Here is a 20,978-nt window from a genome sequence, read left to right as displayed (position 1 = left end):
GACACTCATCGCCGTGACGATGCACCCACCGCCGTTTCCTGGCCCGCCGAACGCCCCGTCGTCCGGCCCCCGACCGAATTGGTTCCGCCGGGCCAGTCCCGCGAGCCGAGTTGCCGTGATCCTCGGCTCGATCGCCTTGTCGTTCCTGCTGCTCTGCTGCGCCGGCAGCGCGATCGTCGGCGCGATGGTCGGCGAGCCGACGCCCGGCCGTACCAATACCGCGGCAGACGAAGCGCAGCAGCCCATCCTGGCAGCGCCGGCCGAGCCGACCGACGAGGCTCCCGCGCAGGCGGTGCCGCCGAGCGCCGCGCCCTCTGCCGCGCCCTCTGCCGCGCCCTCCGCTGCGGCCGAACCGTCGGTCCCGGCCTCGCAGGCCCCGTCCAGTGCTGCACCGTCGCCGGTCGTGCACGTCTCGACCGTGACGGAGCGGGCCGCGATCCGGTACAGCGAGCGGACCGTCAAGGATTCGTCCCTGGCCCAGGGCAAGCGGGTCGTACGGACCAAAGGCGCCAACGGCATCCGGACCCTGACCTACGAGGTGACCACCACCGACGGGGTGCAGACGGGTAAGAAGCTGGTCAAGTCCACGGTCACGAAGCAGCCGGTCACCCAGGTCGTCGCCATCGGTACCAAGAAGCCGCAGTCATCCAAGTGCGACCCGAACTACACCCCCTGCGTGCCGATCGCCAGCGACGTCGACTGCGCCGGAGGTAGCGGAAACGGTCCTGCCTACGTCAGCGGAGTCGTCAAAGTAATCGGCACCGACATCTACGACCTGGACCGCGACAACGACGGCTACGGCTGCGACTAATCCCAAGAGCATCCGCCCCGCCCGCCCGCCCCGCCCGCCCCGCCCGCCCGCCCCGCCCGCCCCGCCCGCCCCGCCCCCGTCGATCATGGAGTTGTGGTGGGCGGTGAGCACCAGTTTGTGGCTTCTGTCCGGCACCACAACTCCATGATCGGCGGGGTGGTGGGGCGGAGGCCGTAGCACGGATGCCGTTTGTTTGGTGGTTATGCACAGGGGTGGTGGTTTTCCACAGGCGCTGAGTTGGGGGGCGCCGGATCGCCAGGTTTGCCTGCAGATTCCTGGGCATGGCGGAGCACCTCTTTCGATACTCGGAGCTACTCGCTGCTGGCCTCAGCCGGGAACAGGTGCGGAGGCTGGCAGAGCAGTCCCGGCTGCGCCGGTTGTCGCGGAGCATCTACGCGCCCTCGGCGTACTCGCCGGAGCACTTGCCGGCGATCTTCCGGCGGCTGCCTGGCAGCGCCGTTGTCGGCTTCCGCACCGGCGCGCAGTTGCACGGCTTCGGCGACGTCCGCAGCGCCGACGTGCACATAATCGTGCCGGCCGGGGAGAGCGTTCCGCGCATCCGAGGGGTCGTCGCCCACGAGGCGGTGCTGCCGGTACGCGACCCGGTGCTTCTGGGCGGAGTGCCGTGTGCTCCCGCCGCCCGGTGCGCGATCGACCTGGCCCGATCATTGCGTCGGATGGACGTGATGCCGCTGCTGGACCTGTGTCTTCGCGTCGGTGCCTGTCGACCAGAGGAACTTCGGGTCGAGGTCGATCGGCACGAACGCCTGCGCGGCGTCTGCCAGGCACGCGAACTCGTGCCACGCGCCGACCCGCGCGCGGAATGTCGCCAAGAAAGCCAGCTCCGGCTGGTGATGATCGATGGCGGTCTTCCGCCGCCGGAGCCGCAGCTCTGGGTCCCCGACGGCAACGGGATACCGCTGTACCGCCTTGACCTCGGCTACCGACAACGCAGGGTCGGAGTCGAGTACGACGGCTCGTCCCACCTGGACCGTGACCGGCTCCGGCGTGATCGGTCCCGGATGAACTGGCTCGCCGCCAACGGCTGGCAAATGCGCCACTTCACCGACCTGGACCTCTACCGCCGCCCAGCCCACATCATCGCCACCCTCGCCCCTCTCCTCCACCAGTAACCAACCCAACCCAACCGACCCCAACCGACCTCGACCTCGACCCCGACCCCGACCCCGACCCAGGCTCCTGGCCGGGCCACCCGCCACCGCGTCGATCATGGAGTTGTGGTGCCTCACAAAAGGTGTAACTAGTCATCTAGCGCCCACCACAACTCCATGATCGACGGGTCGGGTCGGGTCGGGCCGGGCCGGTCGGGTCGGGTCGGTCGGGTCGGGCAGGGCGGGGGCTAGGGGCTAGGGGGCTAGGGGGCTAGGCGGGAGCGGATTAGGAAGCGGACGCCGTCTGGGGCTTCCAGGGAGAAGCCGCTACCTCGGCCCGGGACCACGTCGACGGTGAGCATCGTGTGTTTCCACAGTTCCCACTGGGACTTCGAGATCCAGAACTCCACCGGCTCGGGCACCTCGTCGACAGTTAACGAGGCGAGCAGCACGTCGGACGAGCCGGTACGGAATTCACCCGCCGGGTAGCACATCGGGGCGCTGCCGTCACAGCAGCCGCCGGACTGGTGAAACATCAGCGGCCCGTGCCGCCCCCGCAGTGACCGGATCAGCTCGGCCGCCGCAGGGGTCAGAGCGACCGGAGAGGCCGCACCAGGCAAGCTGGCCGCTGCCGCACCGGGCACTACGGCACCGGACGACCTGGGCACTACGGCACCGGACGACCTGGGCACCGCGGCACCGGACGACCTGGGCACTACGGCACCGGATGACCCGGGCACTACGGCACCGGACGACCCGGGCGCCGCGGCACCCGATGACCCGGGCACCGCGCCGCCGACGGACGTGTCGCTCATCAGAAGAAGCCGAGCTTCTTGGTGGAGTAGCTGACCAGCAGGTTCTTGGTCTGCTGGTAGTGCTCCAGCATCATCTTGTGGTTCTCCCGCCCGATGCCGGACTGCTTGTATCCGCCGAACGCGGCGTGCGCCGGGTACGCGTGGTAGCAGTTCGTCCACACTCGACCGGCCTGGATGGCCCGCCCGGCCCGGTACGCGGTGTTCATGTCCCGGCTCCACACGCCCGCGCCGAGCCCGTACAGGGTGTCGTTGGCGATCTTCACGGCATCGTCGAGGTCGGCGAAGGAGGTCACCGAGACCACCGGCCCGAAGATCTCCTCCTGGAAGATCCGCATCGAGTTGTCGCCTTCGAAGATCGTCGGCTCGACGTAGTAGCCGCCCGACAGGTCGCCGCCCAGGTCCGCGCGGGACCCGCCGGTCAGCACCTTGGCGCCCTCCTGCCGGCCGATGTCCAGGTAGGACAGGATCTTCTCCAACTGGTCGTTGGAGGCCTGCGCCCCGATCATCGTGTCGGTGTCCAGCGGGTGTCCGGCGACGATCGCCTTGGTGCGCGCCACCGCCGCGTCCAGGAAGTCGCTGTAGTGGCCCTGCTGGATCAGCGCCCGCGACGGGCAGGTGCAGACTTCGCCCTGATTGAGGGCGAACATGGTGAAGCCTTCGAGCGCCTTGTCCAGGAAGTCGTCAGAGGCGGCGCTGACGTCGTCGAAAAAGATGTTCGGGCTCTTGCCGCCCAACTCAAGGGTGACGGGTTTGATGTTCTCACTGGCGTACTGCATGATCAGCCGCCCGGTGGTGGTCTCGCCGGTGAACGCCACCTTCGCGACCCGGGGTGAGGAGGCCAGCGGCTTGCCGGCCTCCACGCCGAAGCCGTTGACGATGTTGAGCACGCCCGGCGGCAGCAGGTCCGCCACCAGCGACAGCCAGTAGTGGATGGACGCGGGCGTCTGCTCGGCCGGCTTGAGCACCACGGCGTTGCCGGCGGCGAGCGCGGGCGCCAGCTTCCAGGTGGCCATGAGGATCGGGAAGTTCCACGGGATGATCTGCCCGACCACGCCTAGCGGCTCGTGGAAGTGGTAGGCCACCGTGTCGTCGTCGAGTTCGCCGAGTGACCCCTCCTGCGCGCGGATCGCCCCGGCGAAGTAGCGGAAGTGGTCGATGGCGAGCGGGATGTCGGCGGCGAGGGTCTCCCGGACCGGCTTGCCGTTCTCCCAGCTCTCGGCGATGGCGAGCGATTCCAGGTTGTCCTGCATGCGGTCGGCGATCCGGTTGAGGATCAGCGCCCGCTCGGCCACCGAGGTGCGCCCCCACGCGGCGGCGGCGCCGTGCGCGGCGTCCAGGGCCTTCTCCACGTCGGGGGCGGTGCCCCGGGCGACCTCGGTGAAGGTCTGCCCGGTGACCGGGGTGGGGTTCTCGAAGTAGTCACCACCGTGCGGCTTGACGTACTCGCCGCCGATGAAGTGGTCGTAACGGGACTGCCAGTGGGTGGGCGCGTCGTAGCGCGTCATGGTTACCTCCGCCGTCGTTGTGCGGGTGTGCCGACGGCGACGGTAGTTTCAGGAACGTTGCAGCCACGTTGCGCGCGGAAGGTCGTACTCACCGGAGAGCTGGTCGATGCGGGCCAGCGCGAGGGGCCGGCGTGGCGCGGCCGCCGGCAACGCCCGCGCCAGGGCCTGCCACGCGGCCAGGTCGTCGGCGCCGGCCGGCGTCGCGGTCCAGGCCGCGAGCAGCGCCGGGTCGGCGGCGGCCAGCACTGCCGCGCGGAGCTGACCGTCGATCAGCCGGCGCAGTCGCGTCACTCCCGGCGCGTCCGAGCTGGGCAGCAGGGGCCCGGAGTACGCGTCGAGGGCTCCCACCGGATCGCCCTGGTCCAGCAGTCGGGTGATGGTCATGAAGTCGGCGTGGATGGTGCCGCGCAACCGGTACGGGCGGGAGTCGAGCAACTCGCCGCCGAGCACCCGGCGCAACCGGGACAGCTCGGCGCGCACCGTGACCGGGTGCAGTCGGTCGTCACCGTAGAGGTCGAGGCCGAGTTGTTCGCCGGTACGCCCCTCGGGGTGGTGCAGCAGCAGCACCAGTAGTTCGCTGTGCCGGCGGCCGAGCCGGATCACCCGGCCGTCGACCCGAAGCTCCGCCTCGTCCCGGCCGAGCGCGGTCACCGTGGCGACGCCGGGCTGCGCCGGTCGGTCGACGGCGAGTTGCGCCTCGGCGGCCCGGGCTGTGGCACGGACCAACGCGAGGCTGTGCGGGTTGGCCAGGTGGTCCCCGCCGGTGATGTCGATCGCGCCGAGCAGGCGTCCGGTGGTGGGGTCGTGGATCGGCGCGGCGGCGCAGGTCCAGCGCTGCACGGGGCGGCTGAAATGCTCGGTGGCGAAGATCTGCACGCTGTGGTCGACGGCCAGCGCGGTGCCGGGCGCGTTGGTGCCGGCGTGCGTCTCGTCCCAGCGGGCGCCGGGCACGAAGTTCATGCGCTCGGCATGCCGGAGCACACCCGGATGCCCCTCGACCCAGAGCAGCCGCCCGTACGCATCGCAGACCGCCATCAGGTGCGCGCCGTCCTGGGCGGTGCCGCCGAGCAGGTCACGGAACAGCGGCAGCACACGGGCCAACGGATGGGCGGCCCGGTACGCGGCCAGGGCGTCGTCGGCCAGGTCGACAGGCGGGGTGGCCTCGGGGTCGAGCCGTGCGGAGCGTTCCCAGGAGCGGCGGACCACGTCCCGCACCCGGTGCGGTGCGGCGCCGGTGAGGAAGGCGTCGTGGGCGGTGCCGGTGAGGAAGGCTTCGTGGGCGGCGCCGACCTGCGCGATCCGTTCCGCCGGATCGACACCGAATTCCAGGGCGAGCCACGGGTCAGCCATCGGCGACCTCCTCGGGCCCCATCGTGACGCAGCTCACGCCCGATCGCCAACAGTCGAGGGCGGCGGGACGCACGACGCACACCGCGTGTGACGGGGAGGAAGGCGGCAGCCCCTGGTAGCGGCGGTTTGTCGGTCGGATGACGGCGTGGAGGATGGCTCCGGCGGGTGCTTACAGAACCCTTAACCCTGGCCTGCGACGGTATGCGGGAAGGCGAACCACGGGGGAGCGGAATCGTGCGGGTGTTGGTGGCGGACGACGAGAGGTTGCTGGCGGACACGGTGGCCGAAGGGCTACGGCGGTTCTCGATGGCCGTCGACGTCTGTTACGACGGTGACGGTGCGCTGGAGCGGATCGGCGTGAACCGGTACGACGTGGCGGTGCTGGATCGGGACATGCCCGGCCACACCGGCGACGAGGTGTGCCGCAGCATCGCCGGCACCTCCGTCGGCACCCGGGTGCTGCTGCTCACCGCGGCGGCAGGCATCCGGGACCGGGTGGAGGGTCTCGGCCTCGGCGCGGACGACTACCTCACCAAGCCGTTCGCCTTCGCCGAGTTGGTGGCCCGGGTGCAGGCCCTCGGGCGACGGTCCACCCCGGCGCTTCCGCCGGTACTCGCCCGGGATGGCGTGGTGCTGGATGTGGCCCGGCACCACGCCACCCGGGACGGCCGCTCGTTGGCGCTCAGCCCGAAGGAGTTCGCGGTGCTGCACGTGCTGCTGCGTGCCGGCGGGCAGGTGGTGAGCGCGGAGGAGCTGTTGGAGCAGGCCTGGGACGAGTTCGCCGACCCGTTCACGAACGCCGTACGGGTCACCGTCATGACGCTGCGCAAGAAGCTCGGTGACCCGCCGGTCATCCACACGGTGCCCAAGGCCGGTTATCGCCTCGGCGGGCCGGCGTGAGCTGGACTCCCCGCCGCCGGGTCCTGCTCGTGGGTCTGCTGGCGCTGCTCGCCGGGCCGGTGCTGCCGGCGGTCGGCAACCGGCTGACCGGGCTGCTCTGGAACCGCGGTCTACAGCTCTGCGGCCTGCCGCTGCCCGGTGTGTCGGAGTCCTGTGCCCAGGCGGGCCGGAGCGCGTTCGTGCTTCCCGTGGTGTCGGTGGTGGTCGTGACAGTGGCGGCCCTGTTGGCGCTCTGGTTCGGGGCGTCGTGGTGCCTGCGCCCGGTGCGTAACCTCGCCGAGCCGATCCGGCACCTCGGCCCGCAGAACATGGGCCACCGCATCCGTCCCCGGGGCAACGACGAGCTGGCCCAACTGGCGCGGGCCATCGACGAAATGATGGAACGCGTCTCCGCCGGATACGAGGGTCAGCGGCGGTTCGCCGCGAACGCCTCCCACGAGCTGCGTACCCCGCTCGCCGTGCAGCGGACCCTCATCGAGGTGGGCATGGCCCGGTCGCTCACCCCCGAGCAGTTGGAGCTGCTGACCGGCCAGCTGCTGGAGACCAACGAACGCAACGAGCGGCTCATCGAGGGTCTGCTGGCGCTCAGCGAAAGCGACCAGGGTCTGCGGGCGCGCATCCCGCAGCGGCTCGACCACCTCGTCGACGGGGTGCTCGCCGGCTATCAGGACCGGGCCCGGGAGGCCGGCGTGACAATCGAGAGTCACCTCGCGCCGAGGGTCGTCGTCGGTGAGCGGGTGCTTCTCGAACGCCTTGTCACAAACCTTGTGGAGAACGGGATCAAGTACAACCGGCGCGGTGGCTCGCTGACAGTCACTGTCGGTTCCGCTCCCGCGCTGACAGTTGTCAACACCGGCCAGCCCGTACCGGCGGAGGCTGTCGCCGGCCTCTTCGAGCCGTTCCGTCGGCTCGCCCGGGACCGGACTTCGCACGGCGGCGGCGCTGGTCTCGGCCTGGCCATCGTCCGCTCGATCACCCAGGCACACGACGGCACCATCGCCGCCCGACCCGCCGAGTACGGCGGGCTGCGGGTGGACGTCCACCTACCCGCAGGCAACTGACACCACCCACACCGTTCCGGGAGCCGAGCACCTCGGCATCCCCACCTTCGGCGTGCCCGAAAAACGACCGACGCGGTCCGGGCCGTGACAAAGGAGTTCGATGCCATCCACCGCTGGCCCCGTCCGGGCCGATGTCGAGGACGCCGCCCGCTGGCTCAGCGGCCGGGTGATCCGTACCCCGGTGCTGCGCTCCCCGGCGATCGACCTGCTGGCAGGTAGCCGAGTCCTGCTCAAGGCGGAGAATCTGCAGACCGGCGGCTCGTACAAGATGCGCGGCGCGCTGCGGGCCGTCGGCAGGCTCGCCGCCGCCGGCCACACCGGGGTGATCGCGCAGAGCACCGGCAACCACGCGATAGCTGTGGCGTTGGCGGCCCGCCAGCACGGGCTCGCGGCGACAGTGGTGCTGCCTGTCGACGCGGCGGCGACGAAGGTCGACCGGGCCGGTGCGGCGGGGGCGCGGGTCGTGTTCGCGGGCACCGGCCTCGACGAGCGGGTGGCGATGGCGTACGCGCTCCGCGACCAGACCGGCCACCCGCTCGTCGACGCGTACGACCACGCGGACGTGATCGCCGGGCAGGGCAGCGCCAGCCTGGAGCTGATCGAGCAGGCCGAACGCGCCGGCACCCCGCTCGACGCGCTTGTGGTGCCGGTCGGTGGCGGTGGCGGGGTGGCGGGTGCCTGCCTGGCCGCCGCCGGCACCGGCATCACTGTGTACGGCGTCGAGCCGGTCGGCTGTGACTCGCTGGCGCGCAGCCTGTCCGCAGGCGAGCGGATTCCGGTCCCGCCAGCCGCCACCATCGCCGACGGACTGCGGCCGTCCTGCGTGGGTGAGCTGCCGTTCGCGATCCTGCGGAACGCCCTGCGCGGTGTCGTCCGTGTCGACGACGAGCAGATCGCCGCCGCGTTCCGGCTGCTGCTGATGGAGCTGAAGGTGCTCGTCGAGCCGTCCGGGGCGGCGGGCCTGGCCGGCGCGCTCCGGCTGCGGGAAGAGCGGGCCGGCGGCGCGCTCGGGGAGCGGACGGTAGGCGTGGTGCTGACCGGCGGAAACGTGGAGGCGGAGCTGGCGGCCCGGTTGACGGCGCCCAGGCTCGCGGAGTTGACGACTGTGGAAGGAGCGGCGGCATGAGTGCCCCGATTCGGATCGGAATCCTGTTCGGTGGCCCGTCGGCGGAGCACGAGGTCTCCTGCGCCTCGGCGCTTGGTGTGGTCCGGGCGCTGGCCGGCGGCGGATACCGTACGGTCGCCATCGGCATCACCCGCAGCGGGGGATTCCGCCTGCTGCCCGACGCGCAGCTCGCCGAGTTGCGGGACCGGCCCGCCGCCGAGCGGGCCATCGACGACCGGTTGACAGTGACCGGGCCGGCTGTCGAGCTGCGGTCCGGCCCCCGCCCGGGGACCGTGCAGGTGTGCGCCGGCAACGCCCCCGGCGCGGTGCACGCGGAACTCGACGTGCTCTTCCCCGTCCTGCACGGCCCGTTCGGCGAGGACGGCGTGGTGCAGGGGCTGCTGGAGCAACTGGACGTGCCGTACGTCGGGTGCGGCATCCTCGCCTCCGCCGTAGGCATGAACAAGGTGGCGATGAAGCGGGCTCTGCGGGCCGAGGAAATCCCCGTCACCCCGTACGTCGCCTTCGACGCGCACACCTGGCGGGAGACCGCCGACCCGGAGAAGCTCGTGCTCGGGCTGCGCCGACCCCTGTTCGTCAAGCCCGCAAGCATGGGTTCGTCGATCGGCATCTCCCGGGTCGGCGAGGGCGACGACCTGGCCGCCGCTGTGGAGGAGGCGTTGCGGCACGACAAGCACGTCATCGTCGAGCAGGGGGTCACCGGCCGCGAGTTGGAGTGCGCGGTGCTCGGCGGCTGGCGGCCGGAGGCATCGGCGGTGGGCGAGGTGCGCGTGGCCGGCGGATGGTTCGACTACCAGCAGAAGTACTTCGGCGACAGCGACCCGATGATCGTCCCGGCGGTGCTGCCCGACGAGGTGACCGAGCGAATCCGCGAGTTGTCGCTGCGCGCGTTCGCCGCGATCGGCGGGTGGGGTCTGGCCCGGGTTGACTTCCTCTACGACGAGACGACCGGCGAGCTGTACGTCAACGAGCTCAACACCATGCCCGGCTTCACCGCGCACTCCATGTACCCGAAGGTGTGGGCGGCGACCGGCGTCGGCTACCGCGAGGTCGTGGAGCGGTTGGTGGCGTTGGCGCGTACCCGACATGCGGAACGCCCCGCGACCACCGGGAGTGTCCGATGATCCTGCTCTCCGACCCCCGGGTGGCGGCGGTGCCCGGCGCCGACGACGGCGAGCCCCTGGTGGACCTGCGCGAGTTTCCGGAGCTGCGGCTGGACGGGCGTGCGGCCGACGACACCGGGGCGTACGCCCACCTGCGCGCGGGTGTCGCGGACCGGTTGCTGGCCGCGCAGCGTGCCTTGCCCGCCGGGGTACGCCTGCTCGTCATCGAGGGCTACCGGCCGTATCGGGCGCAGTTGTCCATCTTCACCGGTTACCGCGACGAGCTGCGGCGACGGCATCCGGACTGGCCGGCGCAGCGGCTGTACCGGGAGACCAGCAAGTTCGTCTCGCCGGTCGAGGTGGCCCCGCACACGACTGGCGGCGCGGTGGACCTGACCCTGTGCACAGTCGACGGCGTGGAGCTGGATCTCGGTACGGCCGTCGACGCCACCCCGGAGGACAGCGCCGACGCCTGCTTCACCGACGCACCCGCCATCGGGGCCAACGCCCGCCGACATCGGCAGCTCATTGTGGACGCGCTCGGAGGTGCCGGGCTGGTGAACTACCCGACCGAGTGGTGGCACTGGTCGTACGGGGACCGTTACTGGGCGCTGATGACCGGGGCGCCGCAGACCCGGTACGGGCCGGTGGACCTTGCCGTCGCGGCGACTGCTGAACGGTAGGGCTCTCCCGTCCGTACCCGTCGGTGCAGAACACCACCGAGGACAGGAGTGACGGCGATGAGGGTGCAGCGCAAGCACGTGCTGGCGGCGACCGTGGCGGTGCTCGCCGCGGCCGGTGTGGCGGTGGGGACCGGGTTCGGGTTCGCCGGCACCGCCCCGGCACGGCAGTCCGTCTGCTCCGGGTCGGTCACGTTCTCGGCGGAGACCGGCGCGCCGGCGGCGACAAGTGACCGGTTCCCGGTGGGTACGCGGCTGCGGGTGACCAATCTGGACAACAACCGGACGGCAACGGTGACGGTGAGCGGCCCGTCAGGCAGTTGCGTTCTCCTCAACGCCGCCGCCATGGACCTGGTCCGCGAGCCGGGCAAGAACGTGATCCGCCGCAACGTCGTGGAACGGCTCGACGGCGCCGCGCCGCCAGCCGCCGCGCCGCCAGCCGACACGGTACGGCCCGGGGCGGCGTCTCCCGCCGCGTCCGGACCGGCACCCGGCTCGGTGTGCTCGGGTGCGATCACCTTCTTCGAGGAGGCTGCCGCGCCGGCGGCGACAAGTGACCGGTTCCCGGTGGGTACGCGGCTGCGGGTGACGAACCTGGACAACAACCGGGCGACCACTGTGACGGTGACCGGCCCGTCGGGCAGTTGCGTGCTGCTCAACAGCGCCGCGATGGACCAGATCCGCGAGCCGGGCAAGAACCTGGTCCGCCGGAATACGGTCGCGGTGCTGCGCTGACGCGTTAGGAAGGGCACCTTCTTATGCACCAGGCGTTAAGAAGGTGCCCTTCCTTACACCTCAGGTAAACGCTGCGTCGAGGATGTCGGCTGCCCGGACGAGGTGATCGTCGGAGATCACCAGTGGGGGCAGAAAGCGCAGCACGTTGCCGTACGTGCCGCAGGTCAGGGTGAGCAGGCCGGCGGCGTGGCAGGCGGCCGAGATCGCCGCCGTGGCGACCGGGTCGGGGGTGAGCGTGCCCGGTTGGACCAGCTCGATGGCGAGCATCGCGCCCCGCCCGCGTACCTCGGCGATGCGGGGATCCCGCTCGGCGATGGCCCGTAACCGGGGGACCAGCACCGACTCGATCCGGCGGGCGGCGCCGGCCAGGTCCAGCTCGTGCATGGTGTCGATGGTGGCCAGCGCGGCGGCGCAGGCGATCGGGTTGCCGCCGTACGTGCCGCCGAGCCCACCGACGTGCACCGCGTCCATCAGCTCGGCCCGGCCGGTCACGGCGGCCAGCGGCAGGCCACCGGCGATGCCCTTGGCCAGCGTGACGAGGTCGGGCTCGACGCCCTCGTGTTCGCAGGCGAACCAGTCGCCCGTCCGGCAGAAGCCGGTCTGGATCTCGTCGGCCACGAACACCACACCGGCGGCCGTGGCCCAGGCGCGTAGCGCCGGCAGGAAACCGGGCGCGGGCACCACGAAACCACCCTCACCTTGGATGGGCTCGATCAGCAGCGCGGCGACGTTCTCGGCCCCGACCTGCTTCTCGACCATCTCGAGGGCCCGCGCCGCCGCCTCGGTCCCGGAGAGCCCGCCGTCGCGCAGGGGGTACGACATCGGCACCCGGTAGATCTCCCCGGCGAACGGCCCGAACCGGTGCTTGTACGGCATGTTCTTCGCGGTCAACGCCATGGTCAGGTTGGTCCGGCCGTGGTACGCGTGGTCGAACACCACCACCGCCGGCCGCCCGGTGGCGTGCCGTGCGATCTTGACGGCGTTCTCCACAGCCTCGGCACCGGAGTTGAACAGCGCCGAACGTTTCTCGAAGCCGCCCGGCGTCAACGCGTTGAGCTGCTCGCACACCGTCACGTACGACTCGTACGGCGCGACCATGAAGCAGGTGTGGGTGAACCGCTCGACCTGCGCTCGGACCGCCTCGACGACCTTCGGTGCGGCGTTGCCGACGCTCGTCACAGCGATGCCGGCGGCGAAGTCGATCCACTCCCGCCCGTCGACGTCGGTGAACGTCCCGCCCGCCGCGTGGTCCACGTAGGACGGAATGACGCTGCCGACGCCCCGCGCGACGGCACTGCCGCGCCGCTTGTGCAGATCCTCGGAGGATGTCATCAGCCCTCGATGTTGTGCATGACGTGCTTGATCCGGGTGTAGTCCTCCAGGCTGTAGACCGAGAGGTCCTTGCCGTGCCCGGAGTGCTTGAAGCCGCCGTGCGGCATCTCCGAGACGAACGGGATGTGCGTGTTCACCCAGACGCAGCCGAAGTCCAGCCGTCGGGTCATCCGCATCGCCCGGCCGTGGTCCCGCGTCCACACCGACGCGGACAGGCCGTAGTCGACGCCGTTCGCCCAGCGCACCGCCTCGTCCTCGTCGGTGAAGCGCTGCACGGTGATGACCGGCCCGAACACCTCGTCCTGGATGATCTCGTCGGCCTGGCGCAACCCGGAGACGACTGTCGGCGCGTAGAAGTAGCCGCGCTCGCCCTGCTGGGACCCGCCGGTCTGGATCGCCGCGTGGTCCGGCAGCCGGTCGACGAAGCCGCTGACGCGGGCGAGCTGGTTGGCGTTGTTCAGCGGGCCGTAGAGCACGTCGGCGTCGTCCGGGGCGCCCGTCCTGGTGTTGCGGGCCTGCTCGGCGAGCGCTGCCACGAAGTCGTCGTGGATGCCCGGCCCGGCCAGCACCCGGGTCGCCGCCGTGCAGTCCTGCCCCGCGTTGAAGTAGCCGCCCATCGCGATGGCCTCGGCCGCCGCCGCCACATCGGCGTCGTCGAAGATCACCACCGGGGCCTTGCCGCCCAGCTCCAGGTGGGTGCGCTTCAGGTCGGGTGCCGCCGCGGCGGCGACCTCCATGCCCGCGCGGGTCGAGCCGGTGATCGACACCAGCTGCGGGGTCGGGTGCGACACGAGAGTACGACCGGTGTCTCGATCGCCGCAGACCACGTTGAACACCCCCGGCGGGAAGAACTCGGCGGCGATCTCGGCGAGCAGCAGCGTCGACACCGGCGTGGTGTCCGATGGCTTGAGGACCACAGTGTTGCCGGCGGCGAGCGCCGGGGCGATCTTCCAGACCGCCATCATCAGCGGGTAGTTCCAGGGCGTGACCTGGGCGCACACGCCGATCGGCTCGCGCCGCACGTACGAGGTGTGCCCCGCCAGGTACTCGCCGGCCGACCGGCCCTCCAACAGTCGGGCCGCCCCGGCGAAGAAGCGGAACTGGTCCACAGCGGGCGGCAGTTCCTCGTCGGCGGTGAGCTGGCGCGGCTTGCCGGTGTTGCGGACCTCCGCGTCGACCAGTTCGGCCGCGCGGGCCTCCACGGCGTCGGCGAGCTTGAGCATCGCCCGCTGCCGCTCGGCAGGGGTGACCTCCCGCCAGCTCTCGAAGGCGGTGGCGGCGGCGGTCATCGCCGCGTCCACGTCGGCGGCGCCGGAGACGGGCGCCTGGGCGAACACCTCACCGGTACACGGGTCGATCAGGTCGGCGTACCCGCCGTCGGCCGGTTCGACGTAGGAGCCGTTGACGAAGTTGCGCAGCTGCTGCTGGTCACTCATGGCGGTCTCTCCGAGGGGGCCGGGTGCGGTCTACGGCGGTTATCGCAATCTGCCTGCCATCTTCGCTACTGAATTCGCGGCAGACAAGGCCTGTTGCGACTGTTTCCGTCGACCCGGGGTCACCTCGTGCGGCTGGCCGCCTCGCGCGTCAGTCGGCCTGCCAGGTGCCGTCGTCGCGGACCCGGGCAGGCGCGCGGCCGAGCAGCAGTGTGGTGAACGCGGCGTCGACGGTGTCGCCGAGAAACCACTCGCCTGCCTGGTCCAGCGCGAAGACCCGGCCGCGCTCGTCGACCGCCAGGATGCTGTCCTGCTGCTCGGTGCCGAGCGGAAACAGTCGTACGCCGAGCACCCTGCCGAAGTCGGCGAGGGTGTCGGCGGTGTGCGCCATGGTGTGCGGACGGATGTCGAAGCGGGAGATCCACACCTGCTCGCCCCGGCCGCGGCGAGCGCCGACGAGGCTGGGAAACGTGGTGATCGCCTCCACGGCGGCGGGAAAGACCTCGTGTCGATGGACCTGCCCCGACACGGCGGTGATGTCCCGGACGGCGGCGGCAGCCATGATCTGGTCCCCGATGTGCGGTCGCCACCCGGCGGCGACGAGCGCGTTGGCGACCTCCGGCGGGAAACGCCCCGGATCAGGGTCCGGTGCCGCCGGTGCCAGCCAGGTTTCGATGTAACCCCGTGCCGAATCCGGCAACACGTTCGCGCGCACCAGGAAGGCGAGGCACGAATCGCAGGGCCGGTCGGCGGGGCCACCAGCCGGGTCGCCCGGTTCACGGATCCGGAAGATCTCGAACCGCGCGCCGCCGAGCAGTGCTGCCGCCTCGCCACGACCCATCGGCGCGATGCCCTCGGCGGCTCGTCGGTGGTCGTACTCGTGCAGGACGTCGGAGACCACGATCAGCTCGGCATGTGCCTCGGCGCCACGGACAAGCTCGCCGGGAGGCTGGGCGTCCAGATAGGTGCGGATCAGCGGGTGATGGTTCAGCGGTACGTCGCCCTTGACGCCCTGGGCCGTCCAGATGCGACCATCGACGGTCAGGTGCGCCACTGTGTTCGGGGCGGGGATCCGATGAATCTCCCTGGCCAGCAGGCTCGACGGGTCGACAGTGCGGGGAGCGACAGTGCCGGTGGGTTGGCTGCGGCGGTACATCTCCGCCACCACATCGCTCGGCACCCGGGGCCAGGTGGTGACAGTGCCGGTCTGCTTGTCGATGACTGTCGCCGGCAGGTCGCCGGGGATCGTACGCGCCTCGGTGGGCACGACTGACGTGATGACGTAGCCGAGGTCGAACTCGTCGACCATTGCCGTGCACTCGTGGCCGAGCCGCTGCGAGTCGCGGCGGGCCCAGGTGGCCGCGAGCTGCTCGGCCTGTTGACGGTCGATCACGCATCGAAACTACCGGACCACACGGATCGATGGCAGCCGGTATCGTCTCGCTCTACCGACGGTGACGGGAGGGGCGGCGGTGAGCGAACGCGTGGGCCGGGACGCCAATCGCGAGCTACGAGCCCGATTCGATGACGTGTACGGGCAGTACCAGCAGCTCCGCTCCAATCTGGACCATCTGGCCGCCCGACTCGCCGAGCTGCGGGTGACCAGGCGGTCCAGCGACGGGACGGTGACCGCGACCGTCGGCGCCAGGGGCGAGTTGGTCTCGCTCGACCTGACCCCGGCCATCTACCGCGACCGGGACGCCGCAGCGCTGAGCCGAAAGATCACCGAGACGGTCAGTGCCGCCACGTCCGCCGCCGCTGCCGCCACCCGTGATGTGGTCGCCGAGACCGTACCGGCCGGTTCCGGCTCGGTGGACTTCCTGCGTACCGGGGATTTCGGCGCATTGCTCGGCCGCGCCGACGCGGTCCTCGGCCGCGGTGAGGGGCCGGCATGACCGACGGGCAGCTGTGGCTCGACCCGGCCCGCGCGCGACGGGGCGGGGCCGACCTGGCCTCGTCCGGCGCTGCGGTGACCGCCCGCCGGGCGGCGGAGGGCGGCGAGATCGAAACCGCCAGCGGCGTCCAGCCGTGGGGCCGCGACGACATCGGGGCCGCGTTCGAGCGGAACTACCGAGGCATCGAGCAGACTGTGCTGCGGGCCTGGGCGGGCGTCGGGCACCGGCTCACCGAGTTGGGCTCCGACGTGGTCCGCGCGGTCGACGCGAGCATGCGGACCGACAGCGCCAGCGCCACCCGGCTCGACCGGGTCGCCGACAAGCGCTGACGGTGGGTCGATCCGGATGAGCGTGCTGCCGAGCCCGATCCCGCACCCGCTTGACTACGCACCCTGGGACGTTCCCGGCTGGATCTACGAGACGCTCGACTGGGTGATCGGCGTGCAGTGGCCGGAGGGCGACGAGCGGGCCGTCTGGGCCGTCGCCGACAGGTGGTACGCGGTCGCGTCCGTCCTCGCCGGCCCGCACACCGACGCCGCCGGAGCCGCCGCCGAGGTCCGCAGCGGGTACGGCGGTGTCGGTGCCGTCGACGCCGCCTTCCAGGCGGACTGGCGAGGGCTCGCCGAGGGCGACAATGCGCCACTGCCCGTGCTGCTCGCGGTCAGCACCGACCTCGGCCGCCTCGTCGAGGAGTGCGGCTGTGACATCGAGGGCGCCAAACTCGAAGTCTGGATCGAGCTGGGCATCCTGGTCGTCGAACTGCTCACCGTGGCGGTGGTGGCGGTGCTCACCGCCGGTGCCGCGTCGCCCGCGGCCGGAGCGGCGGTCACCGCCACCCGACTGCTGATCCAACAGATCTGCAAACGCCTGTTGGGCCAGCTGGCCAGCAAATCCCTCAAACACGGGCTCAAGGAGGCCGGCGAGCGCGCGGCCAAGGAGGTCGCCAAGGGCGGCGTACGCGGGCTCGCCAAGCGCGCCACCCGGGAAGGGCTGGAAGAGGCGGCCGAGGAGGCCGGGATCAGCCTCGCCACCCAGGCGTACCAGAACTCGACAGGCCGGGCGCACGGCCTGGACCTGGCCGACCTGAGCACATCGGCCGTCGGAGGGCTCGCCGGTGGCGCGGTAGCACCAGTGGCCGGTTTGGGCCGGCACGCCACCGGCCGCGTGGCGCGGGTCGGCGAGCACCTGGGCCGGGAGATGACCGGCGAGATGTTCGCCGAGACCGCCGCGAGCATCGCCACCGGGCAGGGCCCGATCTCGGCCGAGGACGCGGTACGGGCCGCCGCGTCCGGGGTCACCGGCTCGGTGACCGGGCAGGTCGACCACGCGTTGCAGGCGCGAGTCCAGGCGCAGTCCAATGCCCTGGCCGGCGCGTCCTTCACCGGCCCCTCCCTGCCGCCCGACTTCCCGGTCACCTCTGCGGCAGGGGTTTCCGTGCAGGCGGGGGCGAATGTTGCGGGCCCACCGGCGACTGCGGCGTCCGACCACGCGACGCCGCTGCATGCCGAGCCGTCGACGTACTCGACTGCCGACGGCGCCAGTCTGCCGCAGGCCATCTCGTCGGACCCCAGCCGACCGGCAGCGCCCACAATGGGCGTTCCGTCCGTGGTGGAGGACGGGTCAGCCCGAGCGGTGCTGCCGACCGAGGCCGTCGTGCCCGCCCAGGGCGGGCCGGTCGCTTCCGAACGGTCGGTCGCGGCCGACAACACGCTCTCCTCGACCGGCTCGGCTGGTCTGGTTGGCTCGGTTGGCTTGGATCCACAGCTTTCGTCGGTGGCCGTGGATGCGACGCTTCAGGGCAGCCCGACCGGCCAGTCGCAGGCGGCTACCCCGGGGGCGCTCGCCCCGGCCGGCAACGCTCCGACAGCATGGTCCTCGTCGGCCGGCCCGCCCGCCGCGACGGGCACCATGGTGCCGCCGTTCACACACGCTGCCGTCACCTCTCAGGCCCCTGCCGCGCCGGTAGTCCCCCCGTCGGTTGCCGCCCCGCAGCCCCTCGGCCCGGTGGCGTCGCCGTCCCCGGTCACCGGCCCGGCGGTTGGGGCGCCGAACGGTGCCTTCGCCCACGGCGCGGTTGCGGCGGGAGGCAACACGGTCATTGGCCCGGCGATCGGCCGCCAGCCTGCGCCAGCGGGTGTCCCGATCCGTAGGGCCCTCCCACCGGCCGTCCATCCGGCCCGTGGCCGGGCGTCGGTCCCCGCCGACGTGGCGGCGTTCGGCGATCCGCCGGTGCCCGCGCGGGAAAGCCACGACTGGTACGCCGCCCGGTGGACAGCCGAGGCGGAAGCCGCCGAACGACGGCGCTACCAGAGTCACTACGAGTCACAGCGGGCCGCGTTCGAGAACACCCGCCGACAGGCCGAGGCCGGCCGGCTGCGCCTCCGGGCCGCCGAACACGACCGCAGGGCCATCGAGTACGCCACCTACGCCCGACAGTTGCACCGGACCGGTCATCGGCAGTGGTCCGACGGCTGGCAGCGGGCCGCCAACGACGAGTCCCGGGCGTACGCCGAATGTCGTGACCTGGCCCAGGCGGTGCTGGCCGGCGCCCGGGCGCCCGAGGTCGTGGACCTCACCGACGGCGCGTTCCACCAGGCCAACAAGGATGTCGGCTCGCTCACCCTCGGCGCGGTGGGGACCACCGGCAGATCCGCGCTCACCGGCGATGACGTGCCTCCGCCGATCGACGACTCCCGGCCGTACGGGCAGCCCGGAGGGCTACGTCCTCCACTGGCCCTGCACCAGGTGGACGTCGAACGGCAGATGCCCCGTGAGCGGGATGGCACCGTCATCCGTACCGCCGACCCCCGCCGGGGCGACTGGTTCCGTCTGCTGAACGACGGCGGACCCCGCGCCGACGCCACACGGGGCATCAACTGCCTGGACTGCACCCTTTCGCTGTTCGAGACGTGGGTGCACGGGCGGCCCCGGGTGTCGGCGCCACGGACCTTCGACGGCTACCTCGACGGCGACATCCAACGCCCGATCCGCGGGGAAGCCGGCGGTCCGGGCCGGGTCGAAGACGTGACCGGTGGACGCTTCCAGCAGGTTCTCGCCCCGCCGCCCGGCGGGCGGTTGAACCCCGTGCAGGCGCGACAGGCCGCCGACCGGGGGTACGTCAATCTGCGTGACCAACTGCTGTTGGGCGGCCACGGCAGCTATGCGTTCCTGGTGACCGAATGGGCCACCGGTGGCTCGCACGCCTGGGTGGCGCTCAACCAGAACGGGACAATCCTCTACCTCGACCCGCAGACAGGTGCCATCCGGGACCGGCCGCTCTATCCCGACGTGATCGGCATCGACGCGCTCGTGCTGAGCGGGGACGGCCAGCCGATGCCGCTCGGCGGCCTGCCCCGGGGCCGGTTCAGCGAACGTCCCGACCTGCCGAATCACCCACCGGCGTACGACAACGGCAGCCACGGCGACCCCTACGTCAACCGCATGTACCTGCTCCTGGACGGTCCCGGCTCAGGCCCGTTCCCGGAGGCCGCCGATGCCAGTTTTGGAAGTGCCGGGGACGATCCTTCGACCGGCGGCCCGGCCCGGGCCATCGCCACGGCGGGCAGCCTCGAAGACATCTTCGCGGCCGGAGTGAGTCCGCTCGAGTTCGCCACGGAGATCGACCCACCTACGCTCCGTCGGCTGGTACCGGATCTCGACGAGGCGTCGGCCCGGGATGTGGTGCGGCTGTTCGCCGACGCCCGGGTCCGCGACATGCTCGACCGCACCCGGAGACAGCCGCCCGCGAACGAGCCGGATCTGGCCGAACACCTGACCCGACAGTTGGCACGGCATCCGGATCTGGCGCGCATCATCCTGTCCACACCCGAACTCGCGAACTCGTTGACCGCCCGCCCACTGACGCTCTATCACCTGGCCGGCCATCAGCAGGCCATCGACGTGCTCGACGACGTGCTCGACGACGTCGCCCGGCAGGAGGCGGCAGGTCAGACCGCGTCCCGCCGCGAAGTGCCACAACCAGCGCCAACACCCCTCACAGACGAGCAGCTAAGGATCAGCGCCAGCGTCGAGGTGCGTCGGGGACCGGTCGCGCAGCCAGCATTCGACGACGACCGACGCGGTGATGCCGACTATCGGAGGCGCTACCTCGACGATCTCTATTCGGCGGCAACCGAGGCGCAGGTCGATCTGAATCAGCTCGCGGTGTCCCTCGCCCATGTCGACGGTCGTCGCGTGGCAGAGCCGGGCTGGCGTTCGAAGCCCAAGGACCGGAGCAGGGCCGAAGACAAGGTGCACAGGCACCAGGGCGATGTGTCGAAGCTGCTCGACCTGGCGGCGGCGAAGGTCGAGTTCCGGTGTCTCGACGATCTCTACGCCGTGCTCGGTCGGATCCGCGACCACCCTGACATCGAGATCGTGAGGTACCAGGACCGGTTCCTGTCTCCCGAGGACAGCGGCTACCGGGATGTGCAACTCGTACTCCGTACGCCGAGCGGGCACCTCGCCGAGTTTCGTCTGCACCTGGCTGCGCTCGACGAGATAGCGGTCTGGGAGCATGCGCTCTATGAGGTCCGCCGTGATGTGGACGCGCTGGCCCGAGCCGAGGGGCGGGCGATGACGAGCCGCGAGGCAGCGATCGCAGACGGGATCCTTCGCCGTGAGCAACGGCTGTTCTGGGACGCTTTGCAATCGACCTACGAAGGAAACGATTGATGACCCAAATGCCAGGCCTGGTGCTCCCGTCCTACTACCTCTACCACCAGTCGCCGGTGAAGATCGTGGAGACGCCCGACGGCGGTGCCAGGGTGTGGCGGGTTTCTATCGACACCGGTGGCTGGCAGGAGAAGAACGACCTCTTCACCGAGATAATCTTCGATATCGGAGGGGATATCTTCCGCCGTAACGCGGAGGATTTCGTGCAGGAGGTCGAGGCTTTTCGAGCCCACTACCTCAAGGGGGAAGGCCCCATCTTCGCGCTCTACGAGACGGTGCGTTCGATCGAGAGCCTGGCGGACGCCGAGTCGCGTCGAGAGACGCCACGCGAGCAGGCGTTGATCCGGGGAATCCGGCAGCGGACGTTCGTGATGTTCGAGGAGCAGCTCCGCGCGGCAGGTGACCTCGGTGCGGACCCCTCCATAGCAGCCGCGACGTAGCCCTCA

Annotated in this window: 18 protein-coding genes; 12 read left to right on the top strand and 6 right to left on the bottom strand. The window is 71.2% G+C overall.

Annotated features, from left to right (window positions below; translation table 11 throughout):
- Positions 1–115 precede the first annotated feature (115 nt).
- On the top strand, positions 116–811 hold the full coding sequence (locus F4558_RS21945) for a G5 domain-containing protein (protein ID WP_312877382.1): 696 nt from the start codon (positions 116–118) through the stop codon (positions 809–811).
- Between the two features lie 281 nt (positions 812–1,092).
- Positions 1,093–1,944 (top strand): type IV toxin-antitoxin system AbiEi family antitoxin domain-containing protein, encoded by an 852-nt coding sequence (locus F4558_RS21940; RefSeq protein WP_167945847.1) that lies wholly within the window; start codon positions 1,093–1,095, stop codon positions 1,942–1,944.
- Positions 1,945–2,186: 242 nt separating this feature from the next.
- On the opposite strand, the gene F4558_RS21935 is transcribed toward F4558_RS21940, so the two are convergent.
- From F4558_RS21935 to F4558_RS21925, 3 genes are all read right to left on the bottom strand, one after another.
- Positions 2,187–2,543, bottom strand: coding sequence for a DUF779 domain-containing protein (locus tag F4558_RS21935; protein ID WP_053657369.1), 357 nt, complete (start codon positions 2,541–2,543; stop codon positions 2,187–2,189).
- Between the two features lie 194 nt (positions 2,544–2,737).
- A complete protein-coding gene (gene adh / locus F4558_RS21930) occupies positions 2,738–4,243 on the bottom strand; it encodes an aldehyde dehydrogenase (protein WP_167945845.1) in 1,506 nt (501 codons plus the stop codon).
- Positions 4,244–4,291: 48 nt separating this feature from the next.
- Positions 4,292–5,593 (bottom strand): GAF domain-containing protein, encoded by a 1,302-nt coding sequence (locus F4558_RS21925; RefSeq protein ID WP_167945843.1) that lies wholly within the window; start codon positions 5,591–5,593, stop codon positions 4,292–4,294.
- Between the two features lie 234 nt (positions 5,594–5,827).
- Here F4558_RS21925 and F4558_RS21920 point away from each other — a divergent pair, with 234 nt between their 5' ends.
- From F4558_RS21920 to F4558_RS21895, 6 genes are all read left to right on the top strand, one after another.
- Positions 5,828–6,493 carry a response regulator transcription factor gene (locus tag F4558_RS21920; protein ID WP_167945841.1) on the top strand — a complete coding sequence of 222 codons (666 nt, stop codon included), beginning with the start codon at positions 5,828–5,830 and terminating at the stop codon, positions 6,491–6,493.
- Positions 6,490–7,554, top strand: coding sequence for a sensor histidine kinase (locus tag F4558_RS21915; RefSeq protein ID WP_167945839.1), 1,065 nt, complete (start codon positions 6,490–6,492; stop codon positions 7,552–7,554). The genes F4558_RS21920 and F4558_RS21915 overlap by 4 nt, the downstream gene beginning before the upstream one ends.
- Positions 7,555–7,654: 100 nt before the next feature.
- Positions 7,655–8,680: a threonine ammonia-lyase gene (locus tag F4558_RS21910; protein WP_053657338.1), complete on the top strand. Its 1,026-nt coding sequence runs from the start codon at positions 7,655–7,657 to the stop codon at positions 8,678–8,680.
- Positions 8,677–9,804: a D-alanine--D-alanine ligase family protein gene (locus F4558_RS21905; protein ID WP_053657336.1), complete on the top strand. Its 1,128-nt coding sequence runs from the start codon at positions 8,677–8,679 to the stop codon at positions 9,802–9,804. The genes F4558_RS21910 and F4558_RS21905 overlap by 4 nt, the downstream gene beginning before the upstream one ends.
- A complete protein-coding gene (locus tag F4558_RS21900) occupies positions 9,801–10,466 on the top strand; it encodes a M15 family metallopeptidase (RefSeq protein WP_167945837.1) in 666 nt (221 codons plus the stop codon). The genes F4558_RS21905 and F4558_RS21900 overlap by 4 nt, the downstream gene beginning before the upstream one ends.
- Positions 10,467–10,523: 57 nt before the next feature.
- Positions 10,524–11,198, top strand: coding sequence for an RlpA-like double-psi beta-barrel domain-containing protein (locus tag F4558_RS21895; RefSeq protein WP_167945835.1), 675 nt, complete (start codon positions 10,524–10,526; stop codon positions 11,196–11,198).
- Between the two features lie 60 nt (positions 11,199–11,258).
- Here F4558_RS21895 and gabT read toward each other — a convergent pair whose 3' ends face one another.
- The 3 genes from gabT to F4558_RS21880 form a co-directional block, all read right to left on the bottom strand.
- Entirely contained in the window at positions 11,259–12,530 is a 1,272-nt protein-coding gene (gene gabT / locus F4558_RS21890; RefSeq protein WP_167945833.1) for a 4-aminobutyrate--2-oxoglutarate transaminase, read from the bottom strand.
- Positions 12,530–13,966, bottom strand: coding sequence for a gamma-aminobutyraldehyde dehydrogenase (locus tag F4558_RS21885; RefSeq protein WP_053657329.1), 1,437 nt, complete (start codon positions 13,964–13,966; stop codon positions 12,530–12,532). The genes gabT and F4558_RS21885 overlap by 1 nt, the downstream gene beginning before the upstream one ends.
- A 148-nt stretch (positions 13,967–14,114) precedes the next feature.
- Positions 14,115–15,356, bottom strand: a complete 1,242-nt coding sequence (locus tag F4558_RS21880) for an SUKH-3 domain-containing protein (RefSeq protein WP_167945831.1) — start codon at positions 15,354–15,356, stop codon at positions 14,115–14,117.
- A gap of 79 nt (positions 15,357–15,435) precedes the next feature.
- Here F4558_RS21880 and F4558_RS21875 point away from each other — a divergent pair, with 79 nt between their 5' ends.
- Genes F4558_RS21875 through F4558_RS21860 form a run of 4 tightly spaced genes read left to right on the top strand, consistent with a single transcriptional unit; the run spans position 15,436 to position 20,972 of the window.
- Complete coding sequence (locus tag F4558_RS21875; RefSeq protein WP_053657324.1) at positions 15,436–15,858, top strand: YbaB/EbfC family nucleoid-associated protein; 423 nt, start codon at positions 15,436–15,438, stop codon at positions 15,856–15,858.
- Complete coding sequence (locus tag F4558_RS21870; protein ID WP_053657322.1) at positions 15,855–16,187, top strand: hypothetical protein; 333 nt, start codon at positions 15,855–15,857, stop codon at positions 16,185–16,187. The genes F4558_RS21875 and F4558_RS21870 overlap by 4 nt, the downstream gene beginning before the upstream one ends.
- 16 nt (positions 16,188–16,203) lie before the next feature.
- Positions 16,204–20,532 (top strand): toxin glutamine deamidase domain-containing protein, encoded by a 4,329-nt coding sequence (locus F4558_RS21865; RefSeq protein WP_167945829.1) that lies wholly within the window; start codon positions 16,204–16,206, stop codon positions 20,530–20,532.
- Positions 20,532–20,972, top strand: coding sequence for a hypothetical protein (locus tag F4558_RS21860; protein WP_167945828.1), 441 nt, complete (start codon positions 20,532–20,534; stop codon positions 20,970–20,972). Before F4558_RS21865 ends, F4558_RS21860 begins: the two co-directional genes overlap by 1 nt.
- The last annotated feature ends 6 nt before the right edge of the window (positions 20,973–20,978 follow it).

Source organism: Micromonospora profundi (genome assembly GCF_011927785.1).
GTDB classification, from domain to species: domain Bacteria; phylum Actinomycetota; class Actinomycetes; order Mycobacteriales; family Micromonosporaceae; genus Micromonospora; species Micromonospora profundi.
This window is presented reverse-complemented; position numbering and strand designations above follow the sequence as displayed.

Bases quoted from the DNA above. Each gene is read 5' to 3' on its own strand.
- F4558_RS21860 (WP_167945828.1), top strand. From the start codon at position 20,532: ATGACCCAAATGCCAGGCCTGGTGCTCCCGTCCTACTACCTCTACCAC.
- F4558_RS21870 (WP_053657322.1), top strand. From the start codon at position 15,855: ATGACCGACGGGCAGCTGTGGCTCGACCCGGCCCGCGCGCGACGGGGC.
- adh (WP_167945845.1), bottom strand. From the start codon at position 4,243: ATGACGCGCTACGACGCGCCCACCCACTGGCAGTCCCGTTACGACCAC.
- F4558_RS21895 (WP_167945835.1), top strand. From the start codon at position 10,524: ATGAGGGTGCAGCGCAAGCACGTGCTGGCGGCGACCGTGGCGGTGCTC.
- F4558_RS21925 (WP_167945843.1), bottom strand. From the start codon at position 5,593: ATGGCTGACCCGTGGCTCGCCCTGGAATTCGGTGTCGATCCGGCGGAA.
- gabT (WP_167945833.1), bottom strand. From the start codon at position 12,530: ATGACATCCTCCGAGGATCTGCACAAGCGGCGCGGCAGTGCCGTCGCG.
- F4558_RS21885 (WP_053657329.1), bottom strand. From the start codon at position 13,966: ATGAGTGACCAGCAGCAGCTGCGCAACTTCGTCAACGGCTCCTACGTC.
- F4558_RS21865 (WP_167945829.1), top strand. From the start codon at position 16,204: ATGAGCGTGCTGCCGAGCCCGATCCCGCACCCGCTTGACTACGCACCC.
- F4558_RS21900 (WP_167945837.1), top strand. From the start codon at position 9,801: ATGATCCTGCTCTCCGACCCCCGGGTGGCGGCGGTGCCCGGCGCCGAC.
- F4558_RS21940 (WP_167945847.1), top strand. From the start codon at position 1,093: ATGGCGGAGCACCTCTTTCGATACTCGGAGCTACTCGCTGCTGGCCTC.
- F4558_RS21910 (WP_053657338.1), top strand. From the start codon at position 7,655: ATGCCATCCACCGCTGGCCCCGTCCGGGCCGATGTCGAGGACGCCGCC.
- F4558_RS21905 (WP_053657336.1), top strand. From the start codon at position 8,677: ATGAGTGCCCCGATTCGGATCGGAATCCTGTTCGGTGGCCCGTCGGCG.